Origin of the sequence: [Clostridium] citroniae WAL-17108 (genome assembly GCF_000233455.1) — a bacterium.
Classification (GTDB): domain Bacteria; phylum Bacillota; class Clostridia; order Lachnospirales; family Lachnospiraceae; genus Enterocloster; species Enterocloster citroniae.
The window spans coordinates 1-23176 of sequence record NZ_JH376429.1 but is presented as its reverse complement, the minus strand read 5'-3'; the positions used below and the strand labels follow the sequence as shown (position 1 = coordinate 23176).

30 protein-coding genes and 1 pseudogene are annotated in these 23176 nt (G+C 49.5%); 29 read left to right on the top strand and 2 right to left on the bottom strand.

Annotated features, from left to right (window positions below; translation table 11 throughout):
- Positions 1-47: 47 nt before the first annotated feature.
- The 23 genes from HMPREF9469_RS30810 (at position 48) to HMPREF9469_RS32170 (ending at position 18255) form a co-directional block, all read left to right on the top strand.
- Positions 48-1118, top strand: a complete 1071-nt coding sequence (locus tag HMPREF9469_RS30810) for a histidine phosphatase family protein (RefSeq protein ID WP_007868541.1) — start codon at positions 48-50, stop codon at positions 1116-1118.
- Positions 1119-1202: 84 nt separating this feature from the next.
- On the top strand, positions 1203-2261 hold the full coding sequence (locus HMPREF9469_RS24725) for a molybdopterin-binding protein (protein WP_007868537.1): 1059 nt from the start codon (positions 1203-1205) through the stop codon (positions 2259-2261).
- Between the two features lie 16 nt (positions 2262-2277).
- Complete coding sequence (moaC, locus tag HMPREF9469_RS24720; protein ID WP_007868535.1) at positions 2278-2763, top strand: cyclic pyranopterin monophosphate synthase MoaC; 486 nt, start codon at positions 2278-2280, stop codon at positions 2761-2763.
- An 18-nt stretch (positions 2764-2781) separates the two neighbouring features.
- A complete protein-coding gene (moaA, locus tag HMPREF9469_RS24715) occupies positions 2782-3849 on the top strand; it encodes a GTP 3',8-cyclase MoaA (protein WP_007868528.1) in 1068 nt (355 codons plus the stop codon).
- A 9-nt stretch (positions 3850-3858) separates the two neighbouring features.
- A complete protein-coding gene (locus HMPREF9469_RS24710; protein ID WP_007868525.1) occupies positions 3859-4866 on the top strand; it encodes an MOSC domain-containing protein in 1008 nt (335 codons plus the stop codon).
- 173 nt (positions 4867-5039) lie between these two features.
- Positions 5040-5930 carry a molybdate ABC transporter substrate-binding protein gene (gene modA / locus HMPREF9469_RS24705; RefSeq protein ID WP_007868524.1) on the top strand — a complete coding sequence of 297 codons (891 nt, stop codon included), beginning with the start codon at positions 5040-5042 and terminating at the stop codon, positions 5928-5930.
- A gap of 93 nt (positions 5931-6023) precedes the next feature.
- Positions 6024-6695, top strand: a complete 672-nt coding sequence (modB, locus tag HMPREF9469_RS24700; protein ID WP_007868521.1) for a molybdate ABC transporter permease subunit — start codon at positions 6024-6026, stop codon at positions 6693-6695.
- Positions 6696-6704: 9 nt separating this feature from the next.
- Positions 6705-7859 carry a sulfate/molybdate ABC transporter ATP-binding protein gene (locus HMPREF9469_RS24695; RefSeq protein ID WP_040417344.1) on the top strand — a complete coding sequence of 385 codons (1155 nt, stop codon included), beginning with the start codon at positions 6705-6707 and terminating at the stop codon, positions 7857-7859.
- A 53-nt stretch (positions 7860-7912) separates the two neighbouring features.
- Positions 7913-8854, top strand: coding sequence for an NTP transferase domain-containing protein (locus HMPREF9469_RS24690; RefSeq protein ID WP_007868515.1), 942 nt, complete (start codon positions 7913-7915; stop codon positions 8852-8854).
- Positions 8851-9900, top strand: coding sequence for an XdhC family protein (locus HMPREF9469_RS24685; RefSeq protein WP_007868512.1), 1050 nt, complete (start codon positions 8851-8853; stop codon positions 9898-9900). The genes HMPREF9469_RS24690 and HMPREF9469_RS24685 overlap by 4 nt, the downstream gene beginning before the upstream one ends.
- A gap of 199 nt (positions 9901-10099) precedes the next feature.
- Positions 10100-10903 carry a selenium cofactor biosynthesis protein YqeC gene (gene yqeC, locus HMPREF9469_RS24680; protein ID WP_040417282.1) on the top strand — a complete coding sequence of 268 codons (804 nt, stop codon included), beginning with the start codon at positions 10100-10102 and terminating at the stop codon, positions 10901-10903.
- A gap of 61 nt (positions 10904-10964) precedes the next feature.
- A complete protein-coding gene (locus tag HMPREF9469_RS24675; RefSeq protein WP_007868491.1) occupies positions 10965-11606 on the top strand; it encodes a nucleotidyltransferase family protein in 642 nt (213 codons plus the stop codon).
- Positions 11599-13008 carry an MATE family efflux transporter gene (locus HMPREF9469_RS24670; protein WP_007868488.1) on the top strand — a complete coding sequence of 470 codons (1410 nt, stop codon included), beginning with the start codon at positions 11599-11601 and terminating at the stop codon, positions 13006-13008. The genes HMPREF9469_RS24675 and HMPREF9469_RS24670 overlap by 8 nt, the downstream gene beginning before the upstream one ends.
- Positions 13005-14621: a hypothetical protein gene (locus tag HMPREF9469_RS24665; protein ID WP_007868486.1), complete on the top strand. Its 1617-nt coding sequence runs from the start codon at positions 13005-13007 to the stop codon at positions 14619-14621. The genes HMPREF9469_RS24670 and HMPREF9469_RS24665 overlap by 4 nt, the downstream gene beginning before the upstream one ends.
- A 96-nt stretch (positions 14622-14717) precedes the next feature.
- Complete coding sequence (locus HMPREF9469_RS24660; protein WP_007868484.1) at positions 14718-15032, top strand: DUF1540 domain-containing protein; 315 nt, start codon at positions 14718-14720, stop codon at positions 15030-15032.
- A gap of 92 nt (positions 15033-15124) precedes the next feature.
- Positions 15125-15217 carry a LysR family transcriptional regulator gene (locus HMPREF9469_RS33920; RefSeq protein ID WP_007868483.1) on the top strand — a complete coding sequence of 31 codons (93 nt, stop codon included), beginning with the start codon at positions 15125-15127 and terminating at the stop codon, positions 15215-15217.
- Positions 15201-15572 carry a hypothetical protein gene (locus tag HMPREF9469_RS24655; RefSeq protein ID WP_007868482.1) on the top strand — a complete coding sequence of 124 codons (372 nt, stop codon included), beginning with the start codon at positions 15201-15203 and terminating at the stop codon, positions 15570-15572. Before HMPREF9469_RS33920 ends, HMPREF9469_RS24655 begins: the two co-directional genes overlap by 17 nt.
- 129 nt (positions 15573-15701) lie before the next feature.
- The gene (locus HMPREF9469_RS31565; RefSeq protein ID WP_227884584.1) at positions 15702-15941 is read left to right on the top strand and encodes a DUF3100 domain-containing protein; all 240 of its coding nucleotides are present in this window, start codon (positions 15702-15704) and stop codon (positions 15939-15941) included.
- A 10-nt stretch (positions 15942-15951) separates the two neighbouring features.
- On the top strand, positions 15952-16266 hold the full coding sequence (locus tag HMPREF9469_RS24650; protein WP_007868478.1) for an amidohydrolase family protein: 315 nt from the start codon (positions 15952-15954) through the stop codon (positions 16264-16266).
- Positions 16267-16616: 350 nt separating this feature from the next.
- Complete coding sequence (gene infC, locus HMPREF9469_RS24645; RefSeq protein ID WP_040417281.1) at positions 16617-17111, top strand: translation initiation factor IF-3; 495 nt, start codon at positions 16617-16619, stop codon at positions 17109-17111.
- A 28-nt stretch (positions 17112-17139) separates the two neighbouring features.
- A complete protein-coding gene (gene rpmI, locus HMPREF9469_RS24640) occupies positions 17140-17337 on the top strand; it encodes a 50S ribosomal protein L35 (RefSeq protein ID WP_002565216.1) in 198 nt (65 codons plus the stop codon).
- 27 nt (positions 17338-17364) lie between these two features.
- Positions 17365-17721: a 50S ribosomal protein L20 gene (rplT, locus tag HMPREF9469_RS24635; protein ID WP_007868471.1), complete on the top strand. Its 357-nt coding sequence runs from the start codon at positions 17365-17367 to the stop codon at positions 17719-17721.
- A gap of 366 nt (positions 17722-18087) precedes the next feature.
- A complete protein-coding gene (locus HMPREF9469_RS32170; protein ID WP_007868468.1) occupies positions 18088-18255 on the top strand; it encodes a hypothetical protein in 168 nt (55 codons plus the stop codon).
- 541 nt (positions 18256-18796) lie between these two features.
- Here the strand turns inward: HMPREF9469_RS32170 and HMPREF9469_RS24630 are convergent.
- Positions 18797-19201 (bottom strand): helix-turn-helix domain-containing protein, encoded by a 405-nt coding sequence (locus tag HMPREF9469_RS24630; protein ID WP_007868465.1) that lies wholly within the window; start codon positions 19199-19201, stop codon positions 18797-18799.
- A gap of 412 nt (positions 19202-19613) precedes the next feature.
- Between HMPREF9469_RS24630 and HMPREF9469_RS24625 the strand changes: the two genes are divergently transcribed.
- A complete protein-coding gene (locus HMPREF9469_RS24625) occupies positions 19614-19802 on the top strand; it encodes a hypothetical protein (RefSeq protein WP_007868462.1) in 189 nt (62 codons plus the stop codon).
- Between the two features lie 42 nt (positions 19803-19844).
- Positions 19845-19991: a hypothetical protein gene (locus HMPREF9469_RS32510; protein WP_007868461.1), complete on the top strand. Its 147-nt coding sequence runs from the start codon at positions 19845-19847 to the stop codon at positions 19989-19991.
- Here HMPREF9469_RS32510 and HMPREF9469_RS24620 read toward each other — a convergent pair.
- Positions 19988-20233 (bottom strand): hypothetical protein, encoded by a 246-nt coding sequence (locus tag HMPREF9469_RS24620; protein ID WP_002592999.1) that lies wholly within the window; start codon positions 20231-20233, stop codon positions 19988-19990. The two genes, HMPREF9469_RS32510 and HMPREF9469_RS24620, sit on opposite strands and share 4 nt — an antisense overlap.
- A gap of 232 nt (positions 20234-20465) precedes the next feature.
- On the opposite strand from HMPREF9469_RS24620, the gene HMPREF9469_RS24615 reads away from it, so the two are divergent.
- The 4 genes and pseudogenes from HMPREF9469_RS24615 to HMPREF9469_RS24600 all read left to right on the top strand — a co-directional run.
- A complete protein-coding gene (locus tag HMPREF9469_RS24615; protein WP_007868458.1) occupies positions 20466-20645 on the top strand; it encodes a DUF6906 family protein in 180 nt (59 codons plus the stop codon).
- Positions 20645-20860 carry a helix-turn-helix domain-containing protein gene (locus tag HMPREF9469_RS33915; protein ID WP_007868455.1) on the top strand — a complete coding sequence of 72 codons (216 nt, stop codon included), beginning with the start codon at positions 20645-20647 and terminating at the stop codon, positions 20858-20860. The genes HMPREF9469_RS24615 and HMPREF9469_RS33915 overlap by 1 nt, the downstream gene beginning before the upstream one ends.
- A gap of 10 nt (positions 20861-20870) precedes the next feature.
- On the top strand, positions 20871-22919 hold the full coding sequence (locus HMPREF9469_RS24605) for a Mu transposase C-terminal domain-containing protein (RefSeq protein ID WP_007868452.1): 2049 nt from the start codon (positions 20871-20873) through the stop codon (positions 22917-22919).
- A gap of 45 nt (positions 22920-22964) precedes the next feature.
- Positions 22965-23176 (top strand): annotated as a pseudogene (locus HMPREF9469_RS24600) (AAA family ATPase); the annotation flags it as partial.

Here is a 23176-nt window from a genome sequence, read left to right as displayed (position 1 = left end):
GGACGTTGCCGTATGGAATGTTCTTGCAGAAAGCAGAAGGAGGATATATGAGGACGGTATATCTGGTAAGGCATGGAATGGTGGACTTTCCCGGAGGAAAAAGACGGTGTATCGGGCGCACGGACCTGCCTCTTAATTATGTGGGGAGAAAGCAGGCGGAGGATCTGAGGGAGTATTTTCGCAGCCGGCCCATAGAGGCCGTGTTTACCAGTCCTTTGGAGCGAACCCTGGAAACGGCCCGTATATTGGCTGGGGACCGGCTTCCCGTACAGGAATCGGAAGGTCTTATGGAACTGTATATGGGGGAGTGGGAAAATGTTCCTCTCTGCGATTTAAAGAAGGGCCTGGAATCAGAACCAATCCTGGGTGAGGGACGTAAACAGGGAGTGCGGCGGATGGACCGGGCTGTTAGGGATATTCTGGCCCGCACGTCCGGAGACGTGGTGGTGGTAGCCCATGGAGGGATCAACTGCTGTTATCTGGCAGGTCTCACAGGTCAGCCCCTTGCAACCTCCAGGGCATTGACCCAGCCTTATGGCGGGATCAGCCGGATCATCATAGATGATAATGGAAGAATTTTTGCAACGGAATTTGGAAGAAAACCCAGGATCTCACCGTGTGACAGGGAATGCAGGGATATTTGGGACCACTATGGCACGCCTGAACGCGTAAGGCGTCACTGTGTGGCAGTGGCCTGTCATGCAGTGGGACTGGGAGCCCTTCTTTCCAAGGCGGGATATCCCATGGATATGGGCCTGATCCGCAGTGCGGCACTTTTGCATGATGTGGTCAGAGAAAAGAAGGACCATGCAGCGGAGGGGGCCGGGATACTTGTAAGGGAAGGCTACCCTATGGTGGCCGATGTCATCAGGCATCACCACGACCTGGCGGAGGAGATACTGGACGAGACGGCAGTTGTGTATCTGGCCGATAAACTGATACAGGGGGAGAGAGAAGTGTCCCTGGATGAGCGGTTTACAGGAAGCAGGGCCAAATGCCAGGGGAATGCGCAGGCCATGGATGCACATGAGCGCCGCTACAGGCAGGCCAAGGCCATTCAAGACATGGTAGAACGATGCCGTCAATGTACGAGGGGAGGGGAGATAAAAATTGGTTGAAAAGTGTTTACAAACCGTGTATTTAGTGATATTCTGTAAATGGCGTTATTTTTCGTAATAAATAACGGGTGGAGGTTAAATAAAATGAAACTGATCAAGACAGTGGACGCAGAAGGAACGGTTTTGTGTCACGATATTACACAGATCATCAAAGGAGTTACAAAGGACGCAGTGTTCCGTAAAGGGCATGTTGTGACAAAGGAGGACATACCGGTCCTTCTCAGTGTTGGAAAAGACCAGCTCTATGTGTGGGAGAAGGAAGAGGGCATGCTTCACGAGAACGAGGCGGCCGAAGTCCTGTGCGCCATGTGCAGGGGAGATCATATGGACCGGTCACAGGCAAAGGAAGGGAAGATTGAACTCACTGCTTCCTGCGATGGTCTTCTGAAGGTGGATAACAGGGGATTGAAGGCTGTCAACGGGTTCGGCCAGATGATGATTGCAACCCGTCACGGTAATTTTGCTGTAAAAAAGGGGGACAAACTGGCGGGAACCAGGATCATTCCCCTGATCATAGAGGAAGAGAAGATGGAGGCAGCCCGGACTGCCGCATCCCGTGCAACAGGGGGGAAGCCGATCCTGGAGCTGATGCCGTTTGTACATAAAAAGGTGGGCATTGTGACCACGGGCAACGAGGTGTTCCACGGGCGCATCAAGGATACTTTTACCCCGGTCATAGAAGAAAAAATCAGTGAATTTGACACTGAGGTCATTGACCATGTGATCTGGGATGATGATGATACCAAGGTGACTGCCAGCATTCTGGACATGATCCAAAAAGGTGCGGATGTGGTGATCTGTACAGGCGGCATGAGCGTTGACCCTGACGACAAGACGCCTCTTGCTATTAAGAACACAGGAGCCAGGATCGTGTCTTACGGCGCGCCGGTGCTTCCGGGAGCCATGTTTCTTCTGGCCTACTATGAGGTGACGGCCGATGAGGACCGGCGCACGGCTGCCATCATGGGCCTGCCCGGATGTGTCATGTATGCAAAGCGCACTATTTTTGATCTGGTGCTTCCTAGGGTCATGGCTGATGATGAGGTGACGGCAGAGGACCTGGCGGCACTGGGCCAGGGCGGCTTGTGCCTTAACTGCCCTGTCTGTACATTCCCCAACTGCGGATTCGGCAAAGGGCTGTAGGGAGGAAATGGACAGAATGGAATTTACGCATTTTGATGAACAGGGCAACGCCCTTATGGTAGATGTGGGAGAGAAGGCGGATACAAAGCGGGAGGCCGTGGCAAAGGGAAGCATTTTCATGAGCAGTGAGTGCCTGAAAAAGGTTGTGGAGGGCACCATGGCAAAAGGGGATGTGCTGGGAGTTGCCAGAGTGGCGGGGATCATGGGCGCCAAGCGCACCTCTGACCTGATCCCTCTGTGCCATATCCTGAATCTGACAAAGCTCTCCATTGATTTTACAATTGTGGAGGAGAACTGCGAGATCCAGGCATCCTGCACTGCCAGGACCACGGGAAAGACAGGAGTGGAAATGGAGGCCCTTACAGGCGTAACAGTAGCCCTTCTTACCATTTATGATATGTGTAAGGCAGTGGATAAGACCATGGAACTAGGAACTATTTATCTGGACCGCAAATCCGGCGGCAAGAGCGGGGACTTCCACAATCCCAGGACAGAGATGTAGGAATGGGAGGGATTCAGTATGAAGGATTCATTTGGAAGATCCATTGACTATATGAGGATATCCATCACGGACCGGTGCAATCTGCGGTGCAGGTACTGTATGCCTGACGGGGTGGAATGTCTGGCCCGCAGGGAGATTCTGACCTTGGAGGAGATCGAGGCTGTTGCAATATGCGCGGCCAGGCTGGGTATCAGCCGTATTAAGGTTACCGGCGGAGAACCATTGGTCCGCAGGGACTGCTGCCAGCTGGTAAAGATGTTAAAATCCATTCCTGGGATCGAGAAGGTGACTATCACCACCAACGGGGTGCTGCTGGACCGCTGTCTGGCCCCCCTGCTGGAGGCTGGGATCGATGGGATCAATATCAGCCTGGATACACTGGATCCGTTTTTGTATAAGAAGATCACCGGATTTGACTGTCTGGGCAGGGTGATGGAGACAATGGAACTGGCGGCCGGGCAGCCGGTTCCGGTGAAGATCAACGCTGTTTCCATTGATTTTAGTTCTATGGATGAATCCGGGGAACCGGCAGCTGTCTCAGGCAGCACCGGCTGGAAACAGATGGTGGACCTTACCGGAAGGTATCCCATTGACGTGCGTTTCATAGAGATGATGCCCATTGGATACGGAAAACAGTTTAAGACAATGAATCACAAAGACCTGTTGGAGGAAATGTACAGGGAATATCCCGGTCTGGAGGAAGACCACAGGCAGCATGGGTACGGACCTGCCGTTTATTACAGGATACCGGGGGCACTGGGCAGTGTAGGGCTGATCAGCGCCATCCATGGAAAGTTCTGTAATGACTGTAACCGGATCCGCCTGACCTCCCAGGGATATTTAAAGACCTGTCTGTGCTATGAGGACGGGACCGACCTTCGCGCGATCCTGCGGGAGGGGATGGATATGCCGGAGGGGGAAGGCCATTACCGCTGGCCCCTTAAGGACTGTCCGGATGATGAGATGCTGCAAAAGCGCCTGTCCTATGCTATGAGACAGGCCATAGAACATAAGCCCGCCGCCCACTGTTTTGAGCGCCCGGGACAGATTACGGAATCGCATAATATGATTTCCATTGGAGGTTAAGCAAGGGTTATGGATGATAGGATAGAAAACAGGGAATGTTTTGCGGCAGGACAGCCGGCAGGGGGGGAGGAAGGACTTCCCACAGGCGTGGTAAAGGCCATATGCATCAGTGATGTGAGAGGAATCGAGAAAAGGGCCATTGAGGAAGGCCATTTTCTGGTGGATTTTGGAATAGAGGGGGATGCCCACGGAGGCAACTGGCACCGCCAGGTAAGTCTTCTCTCCTATGACAAGGTAAAAGCATTTAACGAGAGAGGGGCCAATGTAGGGGACGGTGCTTTTGGAGAAAACCTGGTGGTGGAAGGATTGGATTTCAGATCACTTCCAGTGGGGACCAGGCTGTATGCGGGAAGCGCTGAACTTGTGATGACCCAGATCGGCAAGGAATGTCACAGCCACTGCGCCATATACAAGCGCATGGGCGAGTGTATCATGCCGAAGGAAGGCGTGTTTGCCAAAGTTGTAAAGGAAGGGATCATCCGCCCCGGAGATGTGATGCGTATGGAACTGCCGGCCCAGGACCGTCCGCTGACCGCAGCGATCATAACCCTCAGCGACAAGGGAGCCAGAGGGGAGAGAAAGGATGAGAGCGGTCCCGCGGCAAAGGAAATGCTGGAGCAGGCGGGATATGAGGTGGTTGAAACCCTGCTGATCCCTGATGAACCAGCACTTCTTAAGACTCAGTTGATCCGTCTGGCCGATGGACGCCAGCTGGACCTGGTACTTACAAGCGGAGGAACCGGCTTTTCCCTGAGGGACCAGACACCGGAAGCCACCCTGGCAATTGCCGATCGGAATGCTCCCGGAATTGCGGAGGCCATCCGCTTTAAATCACTGCAGATAACAGACCGTGCCATGCTCAGCAGAGGCGCATCCGTTATCAGGGGCAGGACATTGATTGTAAACCTGCCGGGCAGTCCCAAGGCGGTAAGGGAAAGCCTTGGATTTATTATGGACTCCCTGGAGCACGGGATCAAGATTTTAAGAGGAAGCGCATCCGAGTGCGCCAGGAAGTAGCCGGGAGAATCCTGGAGGGAAAGCCATAGCAGAACAGATCGCTGTAAAGATATGGCAGAACAGGCCCGCCTGTTCAAGGCGGGTATTTGTTTGAACTTCGATATAGCTATATGAGTATAACGGAACGAATATGATCCGTTTACAATAAATCAAATAAAAAGGAGCAGAAGATTATGAAAAAACACATTTCCATGATGATGGCAGCCATGATGGCGGCAACTGTACTGGCAGGATGCGGGGCATCGGGAGGAGCAGCCCCCACAGCAGCCCCCACTGAGGCGGCAACCACAGCGGCGGAGACTGAAGCAGAGACCACAGCAGCGGAGACTGAATCAACAACCGAGGCAGCCCAGGCAGCTGGTGAAGAGACGGAAATCCTGGTGGCAGCAGCAGCCAGCCTGAAAAATGCCTATGAGGAAGAACTGATCCCCATGTTCCAGGATAAATATCCCGGCGTTACCGTAAAGGGTACCTATGACAGTTCAGGCAAACTTCAGACACAGATTGAAGAGGGACTGGAAGCAGATGTGTTCATGTCAGCTGCCACCAAGCAGATGACTGCGCTGGATGAGGAGGGAATGATCGCTTCGGACACCATAACCAATCTTTTGGAAAATAAGATCGTGCTGATCGTACCCACAGGAAGTGACTCCAAGCTTGCCAAGTTTGAGGACATTGAAAATGCAGAGAGCATTGCCCTGGGAGATCCGGCCAGTGTTCCGGCAGGACAGTATGCGGAAGAAGCGTTGACGAATCTGGGAATTTGGGATAAAATTCAGGATAAGGTAAGCTTTGGAACCAATGTGACGGAAGTGCTGAACCAGGTGGCCGCAGCCAGCGCTGATGCAGGTATTGTGTACGCCACAGACGCGGCAAGCATGGCAGACAAAGTTGAGGTGGTTGCAGAGGCTCCGGAAGGCAGCCTTGCAAAAAAGGTAATCTATCCGGTGGCAGTGGTAAAGAACACCGCTCATGAGGAGCAGGCTAAGAATTTTGTAGAGTTCTTAAAGACAGATGAAGCAATGAAAGTATTTGAGGCATACGGATTTACCAAGGGTGAATAAGCGGATTTGATGAATCTGATAAGCTTCCTGCCCGGCCGGCTCCCATGAAAAGGGCGGCCGGGCAGGTATGAGAATGGGAAAGAGGGTACGTATATGGATTGGTCACCCATACTGATTTCAATGAAGACAGCCGGTCTGTCTATTTTCATAACATTTTTCCTCGGGATTTTTGCTGCCTGGGCAGTGGTGAGCATGAAGAATGAGGCTTGGAGGCTGTTCTGGGACGGAGTGCTGACTCTTCCCCTGGTGCTGCCTCCAACTGTGGCCGGTTTCTTCCTGCTCTATATTTTTGGGGTCAAACGGCCCATCGGACAGTTTTTCATAGAATATTTCAGTATTAAGATCGCATTTTCCTGGGCGGCGACCGTGATCGCAGCGGTTGTCATGTCCTTTCCGCTTATGTACCGCTCAGCCAGAGGCGCCTTTGAACAGGTGGACCAGAACCTGGTGGCCGCGGCCAGAACCCTGGGGATGAGTGAGTGGAGTATTTTCTGGAAGGTACTGATCGCCAACGCAGTGCCCGGAGTGGTCAGCGGCGGCGTGCTGGCATTTGCAAGAGGTCTGGGTGAATTCGGTGCAACAGCTATGATCGCGGGCAATATTGCAGGTAAGACAAGGACCCTGCCAATGGCGGTTTATTCAGAGGTGGCGGCGGGCAACATGGACGCGGCTTACAGATATGTGGCAATTATCGTGGTAATTGCATTTATCTCAGTCATACTGATGAACTGGGCGGCTCTCAGGACCGGGAGCAGGAGGGTATAAGACATGATCGTGAGTTCAGAACATAATCTCCGATTGGGAGTGAATATAAAGAAGAAGCTGAAAGAGTTCAGCCTGGATATGGAATTTGAGGCCGGTAAGGGATGCCTGGGGATCCTGGGGCCATCGGGATGCGGCAAGAGCATGACATTAAAGTCCATTGCAGGAATTGTCAGGCCGGACTCAGGCCGGATCGCCATCCAGTATGCCCAGGGCGAGGCTGCCGGGGGAAGAGTGCTCTATGATTCGTCACTGAAGGTAAACCAAAAGCCACAGGTACGGCGCGTGGGTTATCTGTTTCAGAATTATGCCCTGTTTCCCAATATGACAGTGGAGCAGAACATTGCAACAGGGCTGAATGCAACAGGCGGCAGGCTGTCGGAAGCCAGAAAACGTCAGCCCCTTACGGTCTCGGAAAAAGGAGATAAAGTCAGGGAGATGATCAGCCGGTTTCGTCTGGAGGGACTGGAGAGGCGGTACCCGTCCCAGCTGTCCGGCGGACAGCAGCAGCGCGTGGCGCTGGCCAGGATCCTTGCCTATGAACCGGAGGTGCTGTTGCTGGACGAGCCGTTTTCCGCCATGGACACATATCTGAGGGAAGGGCTCAGGCTTGAGCTGGCCAAGGTGATCCGCGATTATGATGGTGTGACCGTGATGGTGACCCATGACAGGGACGAGGCCTACCAGCTTTGCGACAACCTGCTGCTGCTGGATCGGGGGCGGGTTCTGTCAGGGGGGCGTACCAGGGATATTTTCCAGGAGCCGGTCACATGTCAGGCAGCCAGGCTCACGGGCTGTAAGAACATTTCCAGAATTGAACGCCTGGGCGATCGGCGCATCAAGGCCCTGGACTGGGGAGGACTGGAGTTGGTGACCGATAGAAAGGTGGATGACACGATCACGGCAGTGGGCATCAGGGCCCATGATTTTGAACCCCTCTCAGACGGGGAGGCGGACACATGGAGACAGGCTGAGAACGGAAATCTGATACAGGTGGGAACACCAAGTATTACCGAGATGCCCTTTGAATGGTATATCACCCTGGACAACGGTCTGTGGTGGAAAAAGGAAAAGGATATCCACACCCATAACACGGCAGGTCTGGTTCCGGCCTGGCTTCGGGTGGAACCATCGGCATTGCTTTTGCTCACGGGAAATCTGGAGTAAAGGGTATTATTACTCACCACCTAAAGCGGTGGGAGTCTCAATCGGAGGGAAAGATGAAGACAGGAGCAGTGGTAGTTGCAGCAGGGCACAAAAGCTCGGTGAGCACCTTTTCACCCATGCTTCCCGTTGGGGACAGCACGGTGATCCGGAGAATCATTATTACGTTAAAGCGCTCAGGGGTGGACCCGGTGGTGGTGGTGACCGGGGAAAATGGGGATGAGGTGGAAAAGCATATTGCGGGCCTGCGGGTCATCTGCCTGCGCAACAAGGAATATGAGCATACACAGATGTATAACAGCATCTGCATGGGTTTAAACTACATTGAGGATCTATGTGACCGGGTATTTATCCTTCCGGCAAAATTCCCCCTGTTTCTGCCCCAAACTATAAAGCGTATGCTGGAATCAGATGCCACGGTGGTCTGCCCTGTGTTTGAGGGAAGGCGCGGCCATCCGGTGCTGGTATCCAGTAATATCATAGGGAAACTTTTAAGCTATAAAGGAGACAGGGGACTAAGAGGGGCGGTCAGGCAGGTGGACGTGGACAACTGTGCGGAGGAGATCGCAGTGGAAGACCAGGGGATCATCTTTTCCGTGGAAACGGATGAGGACTGTTCCCGGGGGGATCTGAAGAACGAACAGCTGGATATTTATCCCCAGATCCAGCTGACACTGGAAAGGGACGAGGGATTTTTCGGCCCGTCCGTGGCCCAGTTTCTGTCTCTGATCGACCATACAGGTTCCATGCAGACTGCCTGCAGGCAGATGCATATGTCTTATACCAAGGGTTGGAAGATCCTTAAGGCAGCGGAGCGGGAACTGGGATACCCTCTATTGATCACCCAGTCCGGTGGTGCGGAGGGAGGATCTTCCCAGCTTACGCCCAAGGCAAAGGATTTTCTGGACCGGTTCCTGAAAATGGAGAAGGAATTAATGGAGGATGCACAAAGGCTGTATCAAAAATATTTTTATGTGGAGGATGAGGCAGGGAAATGAAAGCATTATTTGAAGAACTATCAAATGTACTGGCAAAAGGGGAGGAGGCTGTGCTGGTTACCATTATTGCCAGCTCAGGTTCCACGCCAAGAGGCGCAGGTTCCAGGATGCTGGTTAAAAAAGACGGCACCATTAAAGGTACCGTGGGCGGCGGCGCCGTGGAGTACCAGGCTATCCTCACTGCCGTGGAAGCCATAAAACATAAATCATCCCACACAAAGGGATTCACCCTGACCAGGAACCAGGTGGCTGACATCGGCATGGTGTGCGGGGGAAATGTGGTGGTCTATTTCCAGTATATCAGTCCGGATAACAAGGAATTCGCAGGCTTTTGCGCGGATGTGCGAACGGCCCTTTCCAGGGATGAGGACAGCTGGCTGCTGCTGGATATCACGGATGAGACCTGCTGGCAAATGGGACTTTACAGCGAGAGTACAGGCCTTCTTGGCATGAATATGCCGGAACGTTTTACGGATTTGGATCTGTTTGGATGCAGCACACTTCAAAGGGAAGCAGAAGGACGCCGCTATTATGTGGAGCCCCTGGTGCAGGCCGGCACAGTCTATGTGTTTGGCGGGGGACATGTGGCCCAGGAATTGGTTCCCGTGCTTACCCATGTGGGGTTCAGGTGCGTGGTTATGGATGACCGGGAGGAATTTGCCAATCCCCAGGTATTTCCAACAGCGGCGGACACCATTGTGGGGGATCTGGAGAGAATTGGGGACTATATTAAGATCAGGCCCTGCGATTATATATGCGTAATGACCAGGGGGCACCAGTTTGACTACTATGTCCAAAAACAGGCAATGACCTTTAAGCCTTGCTATATCGGAATCATGGGAAGCAGGAACAAGATACGTGTGGTCACCGACAAACTTCTGGGAGACGGTTTTTCCAGGGAAGAGATCGAAGGCTGCCACATGCCCATTGGAACGGAGATCCACGCAGAGACACCGGCGGAGATCGCCATCAGCATTGCCGGGGAACTGATCAGTGTGAGGGCTGCGGGAATGGGTTTAAAAAGTAAAATAGATGGTCAGAAATAAAGGAAAAGCAGAACAGGGAATTTGACAGTGAGATAGGAAAAACAGCCAGGAATACAGGGATGATCCGTGTGCTCCGGGCTGTTTTTGTGCGTTTATGGCTTTCCTTAAATTGTATTTTATGATAAGATTATTTGAGCAATAAAAGGAAAATGACGGGATCCGGAAGGAGTGCCTGTGAAGGCATGTCAGGTGTGTGCGTATGTATGTTTATTCTTATAAAAGAAAAGAATGGGGTTGTCCGGCCGGCTTGTGGGACGGATTGGGACTGGAGGAGCAGATGGGAAAAAAGGGGACTTTGCCCTATGTGATGGCGGTTACCGGCGCGGGGGGAAAGACCTCCTTCATACGCCGCCTGGCGTGGGAGGGAGCATCACTGGGCCGCCGGGTCCTGGTGACCACCACCACCCACATGGCCAGGCCGGAGCATCTGGGAGTGTTTACACAGCAGGTCAGGGATGTGAAGTCCATGCTGGACCGGGAATCCGTGGCCGTGGCAGGGCGGTTGACAGGGGAAGGAAAGATCTCATCCCTGGAACCTGACTTTTATGAGTCCATCTGCCCTGAGGCAGACCTGGTCCTGGTGGAGGCGGACGGATCCAAACGCCTTCCCCTGAAGGTGCCCAGGCCGGGAGAACCGGTGATACCCGGGAATACGGATATGATCCTGTGCGTCAGCGGCCTGACAGCCCTGGGATTCCCTGCCGCTGACAAGTGCTGCCGTCTGGACTTCGCCCTGGAAATCATAGAGGAACATGGGCGCAGGGATTACATGGACGGGGGACAGTGGATCATAGGGCCGGAGGATTTGGGATGTCTGATGCTCCATGGGTACCTGAATCCCCTGCGGTCCAGATATATGGGTATTCCGGTCATTCCTGTGTTTAACCAGGCCGATACCCTAAAACTGGCAGAGGTGTCACTCAGGCTGCTCAGGGAAATGAACGAGGACTTGGGGATCGCGTTGGGGGGACTCCACCAGGATGTCTCGGCATCCCTTTTTTAAGATGTATGATATTCCGGACATACACAAAGGGTTATGAAAATCTATGTGCGGGGGGATCTATATGAATCTTTCATTTGTTTTTATGGCTTCCGGTTTTGGAAAACGGTTTGGGGCCAATAAGCTGTATGTACCCCTGGAGGGAAAGCCGCTGTACCGCCATGGCCTGGAATGCCTGATGGAAACGGCCGTAAGGCTTAGGCAGGAGGACGGGCACCAGGTCCGCCTGGTGGTGGTGAGCCAGTACCGGAAGATCCTTGAGGACGGGGAGCGCCTTGGACTTGAGACCGTGTACAATGGCGCCAGTGATGAGGGGATTACGGCATCCCTGCGGCTGGGGACAGAGGCGGGGGGAGAGGACGGGGATATATTCCTCTTCTTTGTGGCTGACCAGCCCTATATGAAAAGCGCTACTTTGACGGAATTTGTCCGTGGCTTTATAAAAAGCGGTTTTGGCATGGGATGTGTGTGCAGTATGGGAAAGAGAGGAAATCCTGCAGCATTTTCCCGGTTGTACAGGGAGGAACTGCTGTCGCTCCGGGGAGATAAGGGCGGCAGCGTGATCATGAAGAAACATCCCATGGACGTGTGGTCCATGGAGGTTTCCGAGAATGAATTAAAGGATATTGATGTGCAGGCAGATCTGGACCGGGAACAGGAGCAGCCGGCGAAAATGCAGGCAGGAAAGCGGTGGAACAATGAGTGATGTGATAGAAGAAGGCCAAAAACCACAGGCTGCAAAAAAGGAAAATGATTTTTCAAAGGGAAGTGTGATCAGCAATATCCTAAAACTGGCCCTTCCCATGACATTGGCCCAGCTGATCAATGTGCTGTACAATATCGTGGACCGGGTCTACATTGGCATGATCCCTGAGAACGCCACCCTGTCCCTTACAGGGCTGGGCCTTTGCCTTCCGATCATCTCCATGGTCATTGCCTTTGCAAACCTGTTCGGTATGGGCGGCGCGCCCCTGTGCTCCATTGAGAGGGGAAGGGGCAATAAAAAGGAGGCAGAGGCCATTATGGGTAATGCCTTTGTGATGATGGTGGCAGTGGGTATCCTTCTCACCATACTGGGATTGATATTCAAACGCCCCATGCTGTACCTGTTTGGCGCCAGCGATGCAACCATCAGCTATGCGGATTCCTACATAACCATCTATCTTCTGGGCAATATCTTTGTCATGACCGGTCTGGGGATGAACAGCTTTATCAATTCCCAGGGATTCGGGACCGTGGGGATGATGACCGTACTGTTAGGAGCCATTACCAATATCATTCTGGATCCCATCTTTATCTTTGTATTCCACATGGGAGTCAGGGGAGCTGCCCTGGCAACCATTTTGTCCCAATGCCTATCCGCCATATGGATCCTCACCTTCCTCACGGGAAAGAGGGCCATTCTGAAACTGAGACCTTCCGCCATGAAGCTGGAGGGCGGACGTATTCTGCGTATCGTGGGGCTGGGAATGTCGGGATTTACCATGGCCATCACCAACAGTTCGGTCCAGGTCATGTACAATGCCATGCTCCAGCGGTTTGGCGGGGATCTGTACGTGGGGATCATGACCGTGATCAACTCAGTGCGGGAGGTGATCTCCATGCCTGTCAATGGTATGACCAACAGTTCCCAGCCTGTGATGGGCTTTAATTACGGGGCAGGGGAGTATGGACGGGTCAGGAAATCCATTGTGTTCGTTTCCGTGGCCTGTATCATATATACGGTGATCATGTGGCTGTTTGTCCATGAGTGCCCTGAATTTTTTATCCGTATTTTTAACAGGGAAGGGGAACTGGTGGAGGCCGGTATCCCGGCCATGCGCGTATACTTTTTTGGATTTTTTATGATGTCCCTTCAGTTCTCGGGACAGGCCGTGTTTGTAGGACTGGGGAAATCTAAAAAGGCTGTGTTTTTTTCCATTTTCCGTAAGGTGATTATTGTGATACCATTGATCCTGATGCTGCCCACTGTATTTGGTCTGGGAACAACGGGTATACTGATGGCAGAGCCTATATCCAACTTTATCGGAGGCGTTGCCTGTTTTGGCACCATGCTTTTCACCGTATGGCCGGAGTTAAAACAAAACAAGGAGAAGACAGACCAATGAGAAATGGAATGCTGAGGACCGCTGCTGCTTTGGGGGCTGCTGCCTTTCTGTTTGCCACAGGATTTGCCAGGGCCGAGGACCATGCATCGGGGAAAGCGGGATATCTAAAGTCAGCCACTTATTATTCCGATGACTGGATCATCAATTTCTGGAACAGTGAGAGCATCCACATGGAGGAGGAACTGGCCCGGATTGCGGCTGACGGTTTTAACAATATCATACTGGTAGTGCCCTGGAGGGAGTTTCAGCCGGAAACCGCACCCTGTACCTATAATGATTATGCATGGGACAAGCTGGACCGGGTCATGGAGACTGCTGCAGACCAGGATCTGAGCGTTATGCTGCGGGTAGGTTATACCTGGGATTATTATGGCAGCGACAATGTGCTGAACCGCTACAGGGGACTAATGTATGACAAGAACATGCGGTCTGCCTGGCTGGAATATGTGGGACGCCTTTACGAGCGGGCCGTGGCCCATGAAAATTTTTGCGGTGGCTTTCTCACCTGGGAGGATTTCTGGAATTTTACCGACAGCAGCGCATCCCTGGGAAAGGGAAGCAGCGGTAAGAAAATGGCCCGTCAGTGCGGTTATACGGACTATGCGGAGCAAAACTACACCTTGGAAGAACTGGAGGAAATGTATGACCACTCCCTGGAATCCTATGACGACCTGTATTTTCCTGAAAAGGATTCCTATGCAAGAAAGGTGTTTTATGAGTTTTACGACCAGTTTTTAAATGACCTTCTGGCTGAGAGCCAGACCGTATTCCCCGGCCTTTCCATGGAGGTAAGGCTGGATGTGGACCCGGTGGACCACTGGGACGGGAGTCAGGAGGGATTTATGCATTCCTCCACCTTTCCTTCCGGGGATGCGGCGTACACAAGCACCATGTACAGCCTGCCCATGGGATTTATCAATGAACATGAGCGGGTCACTGCAGAGGAAGCCCTGGATAAGATCCCTGTATTCCTGAACCGGCTTCATGTGTATAGCGGAGGAAAGCCCATCTATGTGGACCAGTTCCTGTTCACGGATAACACCGTGGGATTTGAGCACAATGCCCAGCTGCGTGACGACCAGAAGGCCCTGTACCTGGAAGGCGTGGTGCCTGTTTTAAAAAATATGACCATGGGTTATGGGATATGGACCTATCGGGATTACGGGGACAACAAACTTTATAATGCCCAGTTTGGCCTGGGACAGGAGGGCTGGCGGTTTTTCGGAGACAGTTCCGTGGCGGAACGGGACGGAAACAAGATGGCTATGCTCAAGGACGGATCAGGAATCCAGCAGAATATCGGCAACCGTATGACGGGAAACACGGGAGATGATACCCATGTGCGTTTTAAGGTAGAAGGAGACAGGAAATGTAAACTGACCATCCGCGCAGGAACCCAGACCAGGACCGTGGAGGTTGGAAAAAACAGGATCGTGGATATTAATTTTACCAACTGCCATGCGGCCGATTTCTCTATTGAGGCAAAAGGCGGAACGGTTTATGTAGATGATATCCAGGTGTTTACCTTTGTGACCCAGGGCGAGCTTTACGCCATGGACGGCACGGAGGGAAGCTGCATTGAAGCCCTTCGCTCCATGAATCAAAAATTATAACTTAGTACATACTATCCCTGTGCGTTAAGCACCTGTGCCTGTTTTTCAGGCAAAGGTTCCTTTAAATTTTTAAACGGTGAAAAGGAGAATGGGATTATGACTAAGCTGGAATGTAGTGTAAAGAACTGTGTGCACAATGCGGACAACTGCTGCTGTAAAGCTGCCATTGCCGTGGACGGAAACAAGGCTAAATCATCCGAACAGACATGCTGTGCAAGCTTTGACGAAAACAAGGGCGCCAGGTTTACCAACCTGTTCAAGACTCCTGAGACAAGGCTTGAGATCGCATGTGATGCTGTTAAATGTGTCTACAATGAGGAGCACCGCTGTTCTGCTGAGCGCATTGACATCAGCGGGGATGGGGCCTGTGATTGTGCAGAGACAAAGTGCAATACATTTAAGGCAAGATAGGGATGCAGGGGATGCCGTGGCTCAGGGGTATCCCCTGTTTCCATGTGGGACGGGCGGAGGGGAAGGAAAAGGACAAGGGGAGATAAGGGATTATGACATTACAGCAGATGAAGTGTTTTGTTGCGGTGGCAGACTCTGGCTCGATCAGTGAGGCGGCCAAGCGCTTGTTTGCAGCTTCTCATTGAGTTTAAGGGGATCTTAAACCGCCTGTACTATCTGGATGAGCGGTATGAGGGCAGGAAGGAAAATAACCACGGGCTCTATGTATCCGCCCAGCACCATATCTGCGGGATGGATTCCTTTGTGTCCATCCTTAAGTCAGTGGAGGCAGAGGAATATCACGTTGGTTTTCGGGAGAGTAAGACATCTGAGGTGTTTGAGCAGGTGGAGAAGGGGCTGGCAGACCTGGGGATCATTTTCCTGGCAGAGCAGAGCAAAGGCCAAATGATGCAGGAACTACGCGGCCGCTGCAGCGCTATACACGGCTGTGTGCGGGGCCTGGCGGACAAGGCAAGTCTTTATAGGCGGGAGTATCAGTAAAAACGATGGGTTTCCATCGTTTTTTTCTGTCTACAGCACATTGCAGGCTTGTGATATGATGGATTTATCGTAACAGTTTTTGCACCCGGTTTCACACCGGATGTCCTGAACCGTTACAATTTATCTTGAATTAAGAAGAAACTTGGGGGAATCCTGGGGTCGGATGCCATCAGGCTGTTTAATCAGGGAGAGTCCAAACTGGGAGGCAGCCTGGTGCTAGCGGCACTGGCACCCTTTATGGCCAAGATGGGAGTTTCCGCAGGAGCCAACCTGGCAAAGCTGGCAGCCGTTGGCCCGGCGCTGATCCTTCAGGAGTTCGGCAACCTGGGGACCATTTTCATTTCCCTGCCAATTGCCTCCCTCCTTTAATCCGGTGGTCATGCCCTGCCCCACCCTTTTGAAAATGGCGACCTTGGGCGGAGCCTGCGCCCTGGGAAAGAAAGATGTCCTGGGAACCGTGGAGGAAGGAAAAAAAGCGGATGTGATCCTTTTGAATATTGACCAGCCCCACCTGACCCCGACACAGAACCTTATTAACACCATTGTGGAGGCGGCCAATGGACATGATGTGACGGACTCCATTATCAATGGAAGGATCGTCATGAAAAACAGGGAGGTCCTCACCCTGGACGAGGAGAGGATACGGCATGAGGCTCAGATCCATATGGAGGAGATCGTGAAACGGGCGTATTAAGCCCGTTTCTTCTGTGTATGCTTTAAGGTGTATGCTTTAGTAAATGTAATTTCAAAAAAACAGTTGACAAATCTCCTCAAATATAGTAATGTAATATAAGTTGTGAGAACGACTGACAGGAAAGCAGGTATCCGCCTCACCCTGGCACGAGTAAGTGACCTGGGTTCATAGATGGAATGATGTGCTGTGGCATTTCCCTTGTGGGAGATGGAGCAGCAGATGATTTTATGTGTGTTAGAGTGGATGGTTTGACTGTCCGCTTTATTTTTTGCCCTGGGGAGCGAAGCCGGGGTGTGCTGATTCCTAAACATTATGAATTATTATGGAGGTGTACGACTATTAGCGATTTAATGATTAACGAACAAATCAGGGATAAAGAAGTACGACTGATTGGTGAAGACGGAGAGCAGTTAGGCATTTTGCCTTTGAAGGATGCGATGAAGATGGCTCAGGAAGCAGAACTGGACCTGGTTAAGATCGCACCTACCGCGAAGCCGCCGGTATGTAAGATTATCGACTACGGGAAATACCGTTATGAACTGGCACGCAAAGAAAAAGAAGCCAAGAAAAAACAGAAGGTAATCGAAATAAAGGAAGTTCGTTTGTCCCCCAACATTGATACCAATGACCTGAATACCAAAGTAGGGGCTGCCAGAAAGTTTCTGGAAAAGGGCGACAAAGTGAAGGTAACCCTTCGTTTCCGTGGCCGTGAGATGGCCCATATGTTCAAGTCCAAGTATATTTTGGATGATTTCGCTGAGAGTCTTAAAGATATTGCAGTGGTCGATAAGCCCTCCAAAGTAGAAGGAAGAAGCATGGTAATGTTTTTAACTGCAAAACGTTAAAATAGAAAGTTTTAAGGAGGAAATTAAAATGCCAAAGTTAAAAACCAGCAGAGCAGCAGCAAAACGCTTTAAAAAGACAGGAACCGGTAAGTTAGTCCGCAATAAAGCTTACAAGTCTCACATCTTAACTAAGAAGTCCACTAAGAGAAAGAGAAATCTTAGAAAAGATATCGTTACCGATGCTACCAACTCAAAGGTAATGAAGAAGATTTTACCATATCTGTAAGTTGAATTGTAGAAGGAGGAAATACCGATGGCAAGAGTTAAAGGCGGTTTAAATGCAAAGAAGAAACACAATAGAGTCTTAAAGATGGCAAAGGGCTACAGAGGCGCCCGTTCCAAACAGTATAGAGTAGCAAAGCAGTCCGTTATGCGTGCGCTGACCAGCTCCTACGCAGGCAGAAAAGAGAGAAAGAGACAGTTCAGACAGCTGTGGATTGCCCGTATCAACGCAGCAGCCCGTATCAATGGTCTGTCCTACAGCAAGTTCATGTACGGCTTAAAGCTGGCTGAGGTGGATTTAAACCGTAAGGTTCTGTCCGATATGGCTATCAATGATGCAGAGGGATTTGCAAAGTTAGCTGAACTGGCTAAGTCCAAAATTGCTTAATATATTTATATAACCTCGTAAACATTGGTTTTACGAGGTTTTTTGATGCCTGTTTAATTGAATTTGCAATGGGCTGAATATAGTAAGTCGCCCATCCGGCCAAGGAACAGGGCGGCTTACTTATTTTTTATGTTCAGGATTGCAATGATTAATAAGGCAACGCCTAATATAAGCTGAAACTCCTCATATGTACTCATAAGCAACCATCCTTTCTGTCAAGATTCAGAACGAATGGCCCTCCCTCACGGCTGCCCGAGTAAGGACATTAATGACTCTCCCGGCGGTTTACATAATAAATACCATAATATACCACATACACTTTCCGGTTTAAAGTCGTACAATGGCTGTATAAGGAGGATATAGGCCATGGAGAAAAAACAAAAGGACAAACCACCGGAGGAACCTGACGAAGAGGAACTTTTAAGAGAATATGAATGGGCCAAGGAACACATCCCGGATGATGCCGTTCCCAAGCCGGCTCCGGATGAGTTTGAAGTTATTTGGAAAAAGATACAGGAAGAACGGGGAAAGTAACAAAATGGGACCGGCAGTTTCCGCCGGTCCCGATGAAAAAGAATAATGAAAAAGCAATTAAGCTTTATACACTATATAATGTATCAAATGATTATTGTAGGTTACCAAGATATTTGACAAAACCGAGACAGAGGAGGAGTGAGTGGGATATGGCGGGAAGTGACGGTATATCAAGGGTTTCGGCGGTTTTTAGAGGAAAATTGCTATTGACAAATAAAATAAGAATAATATAGAAAAAGGACCTTTTCCAAGAAAATTGATGGAAAGGTCCTTTTTCTGCACCGTTAAAAATTAACGTTAATCAATGTTATAAAATAATATAAAAAGTACGTAGAATCAAGGAATTGACGCGTTACAATCACTCCGAAAAATAAGGATTTTTTCATAAAAAATAAAAATTAGCAATTCGACAAAGATGAAAAAGTGTTTGGGGATTGTCGAATTGCCGTAAATATAAGGATTTCTCGGCTTTTGAATAATAATATTCAAACAAAAGCAATTCGACAAATTTGTGTTACTTGTAACACAAATTTGTAAAAAATTAAGCCATTTTCTCAATGGTCGCGCTTTCTTCTGTAGTCAGTGATTCTGATAACTTTGTTTTTCCCATGTGTATTTTCTCTTGCGAGACACGATAAAGTTTAAATTGGATAAGTTCAAAAATTTCATTTTGGTCTGAAGGTGGAAGTTGTCTATATGCATCGAGTAATTTTAATTCATCAGAATCATTAGTTGCATATAAACAACTTTCGCTATTCATGAAATATTCCATCTTCACATTGAAATAAAGGGAGATTCTGTAAACAGTATCTACACTTGGAATAGTAGAACCATTGAGGATTCTGCTGATGGTTGATTTGTTCACATTTATGGCTTTAGCTAATACTGTGGGCTTTATATTATTCTTATCAAGTAGACTTTGCAATCTTATTGCTAACAAATTCATTAAAACCTTCCTTTCATAAATGTAAATACTATAGTTGCGTATAAACAACTTACTGCTTGACAAGTTGCATGAAAGCAACTATAATATTTACAGTGTTACAAATAACACACCAAGTAACAATAGAATACCACGTCATCCTAATTTTCACAATCAGGAACATTCGTTTGAAACTTCTTTAATATTCTAAGCAAATGCACATCAGGCCAAACATCAAGTTTGTCCTGGCAATCGCCAAAGAGGGAAGGGACCAGCGCCTCCCCTCGAAACTGCCATAGCAACAGATACCCAAACTCTGCAAAGTAAATGTATCTGTCCGCTCATATCTATGCTGGCTAGTAAATTATAACACATGATTATGAATAGTCATACAACGTATTTTAAGAAATTAAGTAAGATGTAACAGGAGGTAAATATGACAGTTCGTGAAATATTATCTATTTTATTATGGCCCATGGCTCTTTCCATTGTGGTCTGGATTGATTCCTGGTGGAGAGATTGGGGGGTATTTGGAAAGGGTAATACAATGCTTGAACGTATTTTTCTTGTATTATCAATTTTAGCTTACATTCTGCTTACTTACGTTGGGAGCTTTGTCGTGTGATTATTTAAAAATTAAGACCTTAAGAAAGAGGAGGAGTTGAAAATGAAAAAAGAGACTTTGGAACACATTGACCAGACTGTTATAAAAATATGTGAAGAGATGAAGATGGTTAACTCAGACAAAATGGTGGCTCTGGCAGAAGCACTTGGAGTGATTCTTACAGCCAGAGCTCGTTTGAATGAAGATTAGGAAAGTTTTACATAATTTTGTTCAGCCGCGTTCTGAAGCTCTGAAAGAGCATCGTTATATGCGCGAATTGCACTTATCATATTCTGAGCCTCGTAGGACAGTTCATTTGCACATCTAGGACACTTAAAATCATGAACAGCGCTGTATAGTGCATGAGTATTGTCCATGTCAATGCTAAATGTTACAGAGGTTTTGCATTCTGGACAAGTGATAGTAAAATTCCTAACAAAATCAGAAAACATAAGACCCCTCCTTGGGTTTGTACTCGGCCATGATATAGCCTGTATATATAGTATAAAGTAACAGGAAAATAAAAGCAATAAGAAGCAGGGGTGAACCGGATTGAAAAGGGGATGGGAAAAAAACATATGGGCTTTTACACAAAAAGATTATCACTTGTTGATATGATGCTGATTCAGGTGATGGTGAGCCTGCTAAGGATGTTCTTTTAGAAAAGAGGAGGTGATAATTCTCATGAAAAATGGCAAGAAGCCAACCTTAATCCAGAAAAAGGAGATGAAACTTCATGGACTGCAACCAGAGAACTGGCTGGTGGTAAAGGACACCAGAGAGTTTTTGGAAGTGGTAAGCAGAATGGAACTTAAGCGGATTGGAACAGGAAAGAAACGGACCAGAAGATTATACAGGGAGTGATGGCTGTGAAAAGGGGCATAAAGAAACCAAAGCCTACCGCTTTTGGAAAAAGGGTAAAGATTGAATTGATTCGGCAGGAAATGACACAAACGGAATTAGCTTCCATACTGGGAATCAATAAGCAATACCTCTATAAGATAATATATGGAATCCGTCCAGGAGTTAAGTATATAGATGAAATCCGAAGGATATTAAAACTAGAGGATGTGTCGTAGGGGGTAGTTTATGAAGATATATATAACGCTTAGTGAGGCTGCCGAACTGGAGGGAATACAATATAAAACATTATCTAAAAAAATGGGAAGAAATCCAGAAGCGTTTGATATCAAGACTGAAAAGCCTGATACCGGTGGAAAAGAACGTGTTTTGATTGCCCTGGATTCCCTTACAGCAGCGGCTCAGAGAAAATATAGAAAATTAGGCAAGATTACAGAAGAAGTAACAGGAGGTGATATCGTGATGGAGAACCTGCCCCCAGAGGAACCCTGGTACCTGGATACCGATGTGAACTGGTACATAGAGAACCACAGCCAGGCATATTACAAGGCGGTGGAGCTGTCCCGGCTCCTGCAGGACATCATCAACTATCAGGGAGAGGACAAGACGGAGTACATCATCCGGAAGGCGGCGGAGCTGGGAATGAGCCAAAGGACTTTGTACCGCCACATGGACAAATACCTGGAGGCAGCAGGATGGGCCTTAAAGATGCTGCGGGAGACCGGGGCCAACTACGATTATTACAAGGTCCTGTGTCTGTGCCGCAAGCCCAAGGATTCCAATACCTTCCCCACCTTCAGTCCAGAAATAAAGGAAACCATCCCCAAGATATGGATGCATAAGGGGTTTGCCCAGAACAAGGGCAACCGCCAGATGCTGTATGACAAGCTGCTGGAAATCAGTGCGGGGAATGGATGGTCAGTCCCATCTTACCAAAGCGTGTGCCGCTACATTACCCATCTGATGGAGCATGAGCATCTGGACAGTGCAAGATATCTGGCGGAGGAGGGAACACGGTCCTGGAAAAACAAACACATGCTGAAGGGGAGACGGGATACAAAGTCCTTAAAAGTTTTAGAAATCCTGTTTGGCGATGCCCATACCTTTGACTGCTGGGTCTCCTATCGCTTACCGAATGGGAAAGTGACAGCCATCAGGCCCACCCTGGTGGCCTGGATTGATGGAAGGAGCCGGATGCCGTTAGGGACAGTCATATGCCACCACTGTAATGCCCAGGTCCTGAAGGAATCCCTGTTAAAGGTCCTGTATGGTACACCGGGGGGAATGCCACAGATTCTGTATATCGACAATGGAAAGGATTTCACTGCTGAGGAAATGACCGGTGTGAAACGGAAGGAGCGGTATCCGGGCTTTGATGAGGTCATCAACGGATTTTACCATACGATAGGCATTGCGGATTACCACAGGAGCCGTCCCTATGAACCATGGGACAAGGGGGAGGTTGAACGCTGGTTTAAAACCGTGTGTGACCGGTTTACCCGCTGGTTTGGTTCCTATACGGGAACCCTGACCGGTTCCAAGACATCGGACAAGATTGATAAAAATATAAAGAAACTTCTGGAACAGGGGAAGCTGCTGGACTTTGAGGAGTTCTGTGAACGGTTCAACCACTACCTGAATAACGTCTATGCGGTAAAGCTGCACCGGGGGCTGAAGGCCCAGGGAGAAACCTATTGCACTCCCCTGGAAGTGTTTGAAAAAGAAGAACATTACGAGAAGGCGCTGCCGCCAAAGGATTTTGCCGTCATGCAGCTGATGAAGTCCGACCAGGCGAGGGTCTACAATACAGGAATCCAGAAGTTCGGGCAGTTTTATAACCATCCGGAACTGATTTACTATAAGGATAAGATGGTGAACATCAAGTATGACCCGGCAGACATTAAGCGTTTATGGGTGTTTGATATGGAGGACGGCCATCAAATCTGCGAAGCGGAATGCCAGGAGCTCCTGAAGTTCGCCCACAGGGTATCACAAGAGACGGTGGAGAGCCACATAAGGAACCAGAAACGGCAGTATAAGAAAGTCCTGGATATCCTGGATGAGGCAAATACCCCATTAGATGAACGGATTGCCGGCGCAGCGCAGGCCAACAGTATCATAGGAAGCATGATGATAGAAGGGGCAGGGAACAGCCGGAAGGTCATCACGCTGCCGAAGGAGGAGAGCTACCGGGAACACAGGAAGGCGGCGCGGCAGTCGGAATATATCGCCAGACAGGGCCGCGAGGCGCTGGAGAAGCTGCGCAACATGGGTTAAGTCCCAACACATAAACCAATCAAACGGAAAGGAAGGGTATCGTAAATGAAAAGTCTGGCAGAACGTGTGTGCCTCAGATTAAGAATCATAAACATGAACAAGGCGGAGCTGGCCTGGCAGTTTGATAAGGAAGGGATGAAGTGCTCCCGCTCCATGCTGAGCCAGTACTTAAACGGGAAATATCCAAGCAGGCCAGTAAAGCTGGAGGAACGTCTGGAGAGGTGGCTGGAGGAGACAGAGGAACAGGAAGCAGCCTT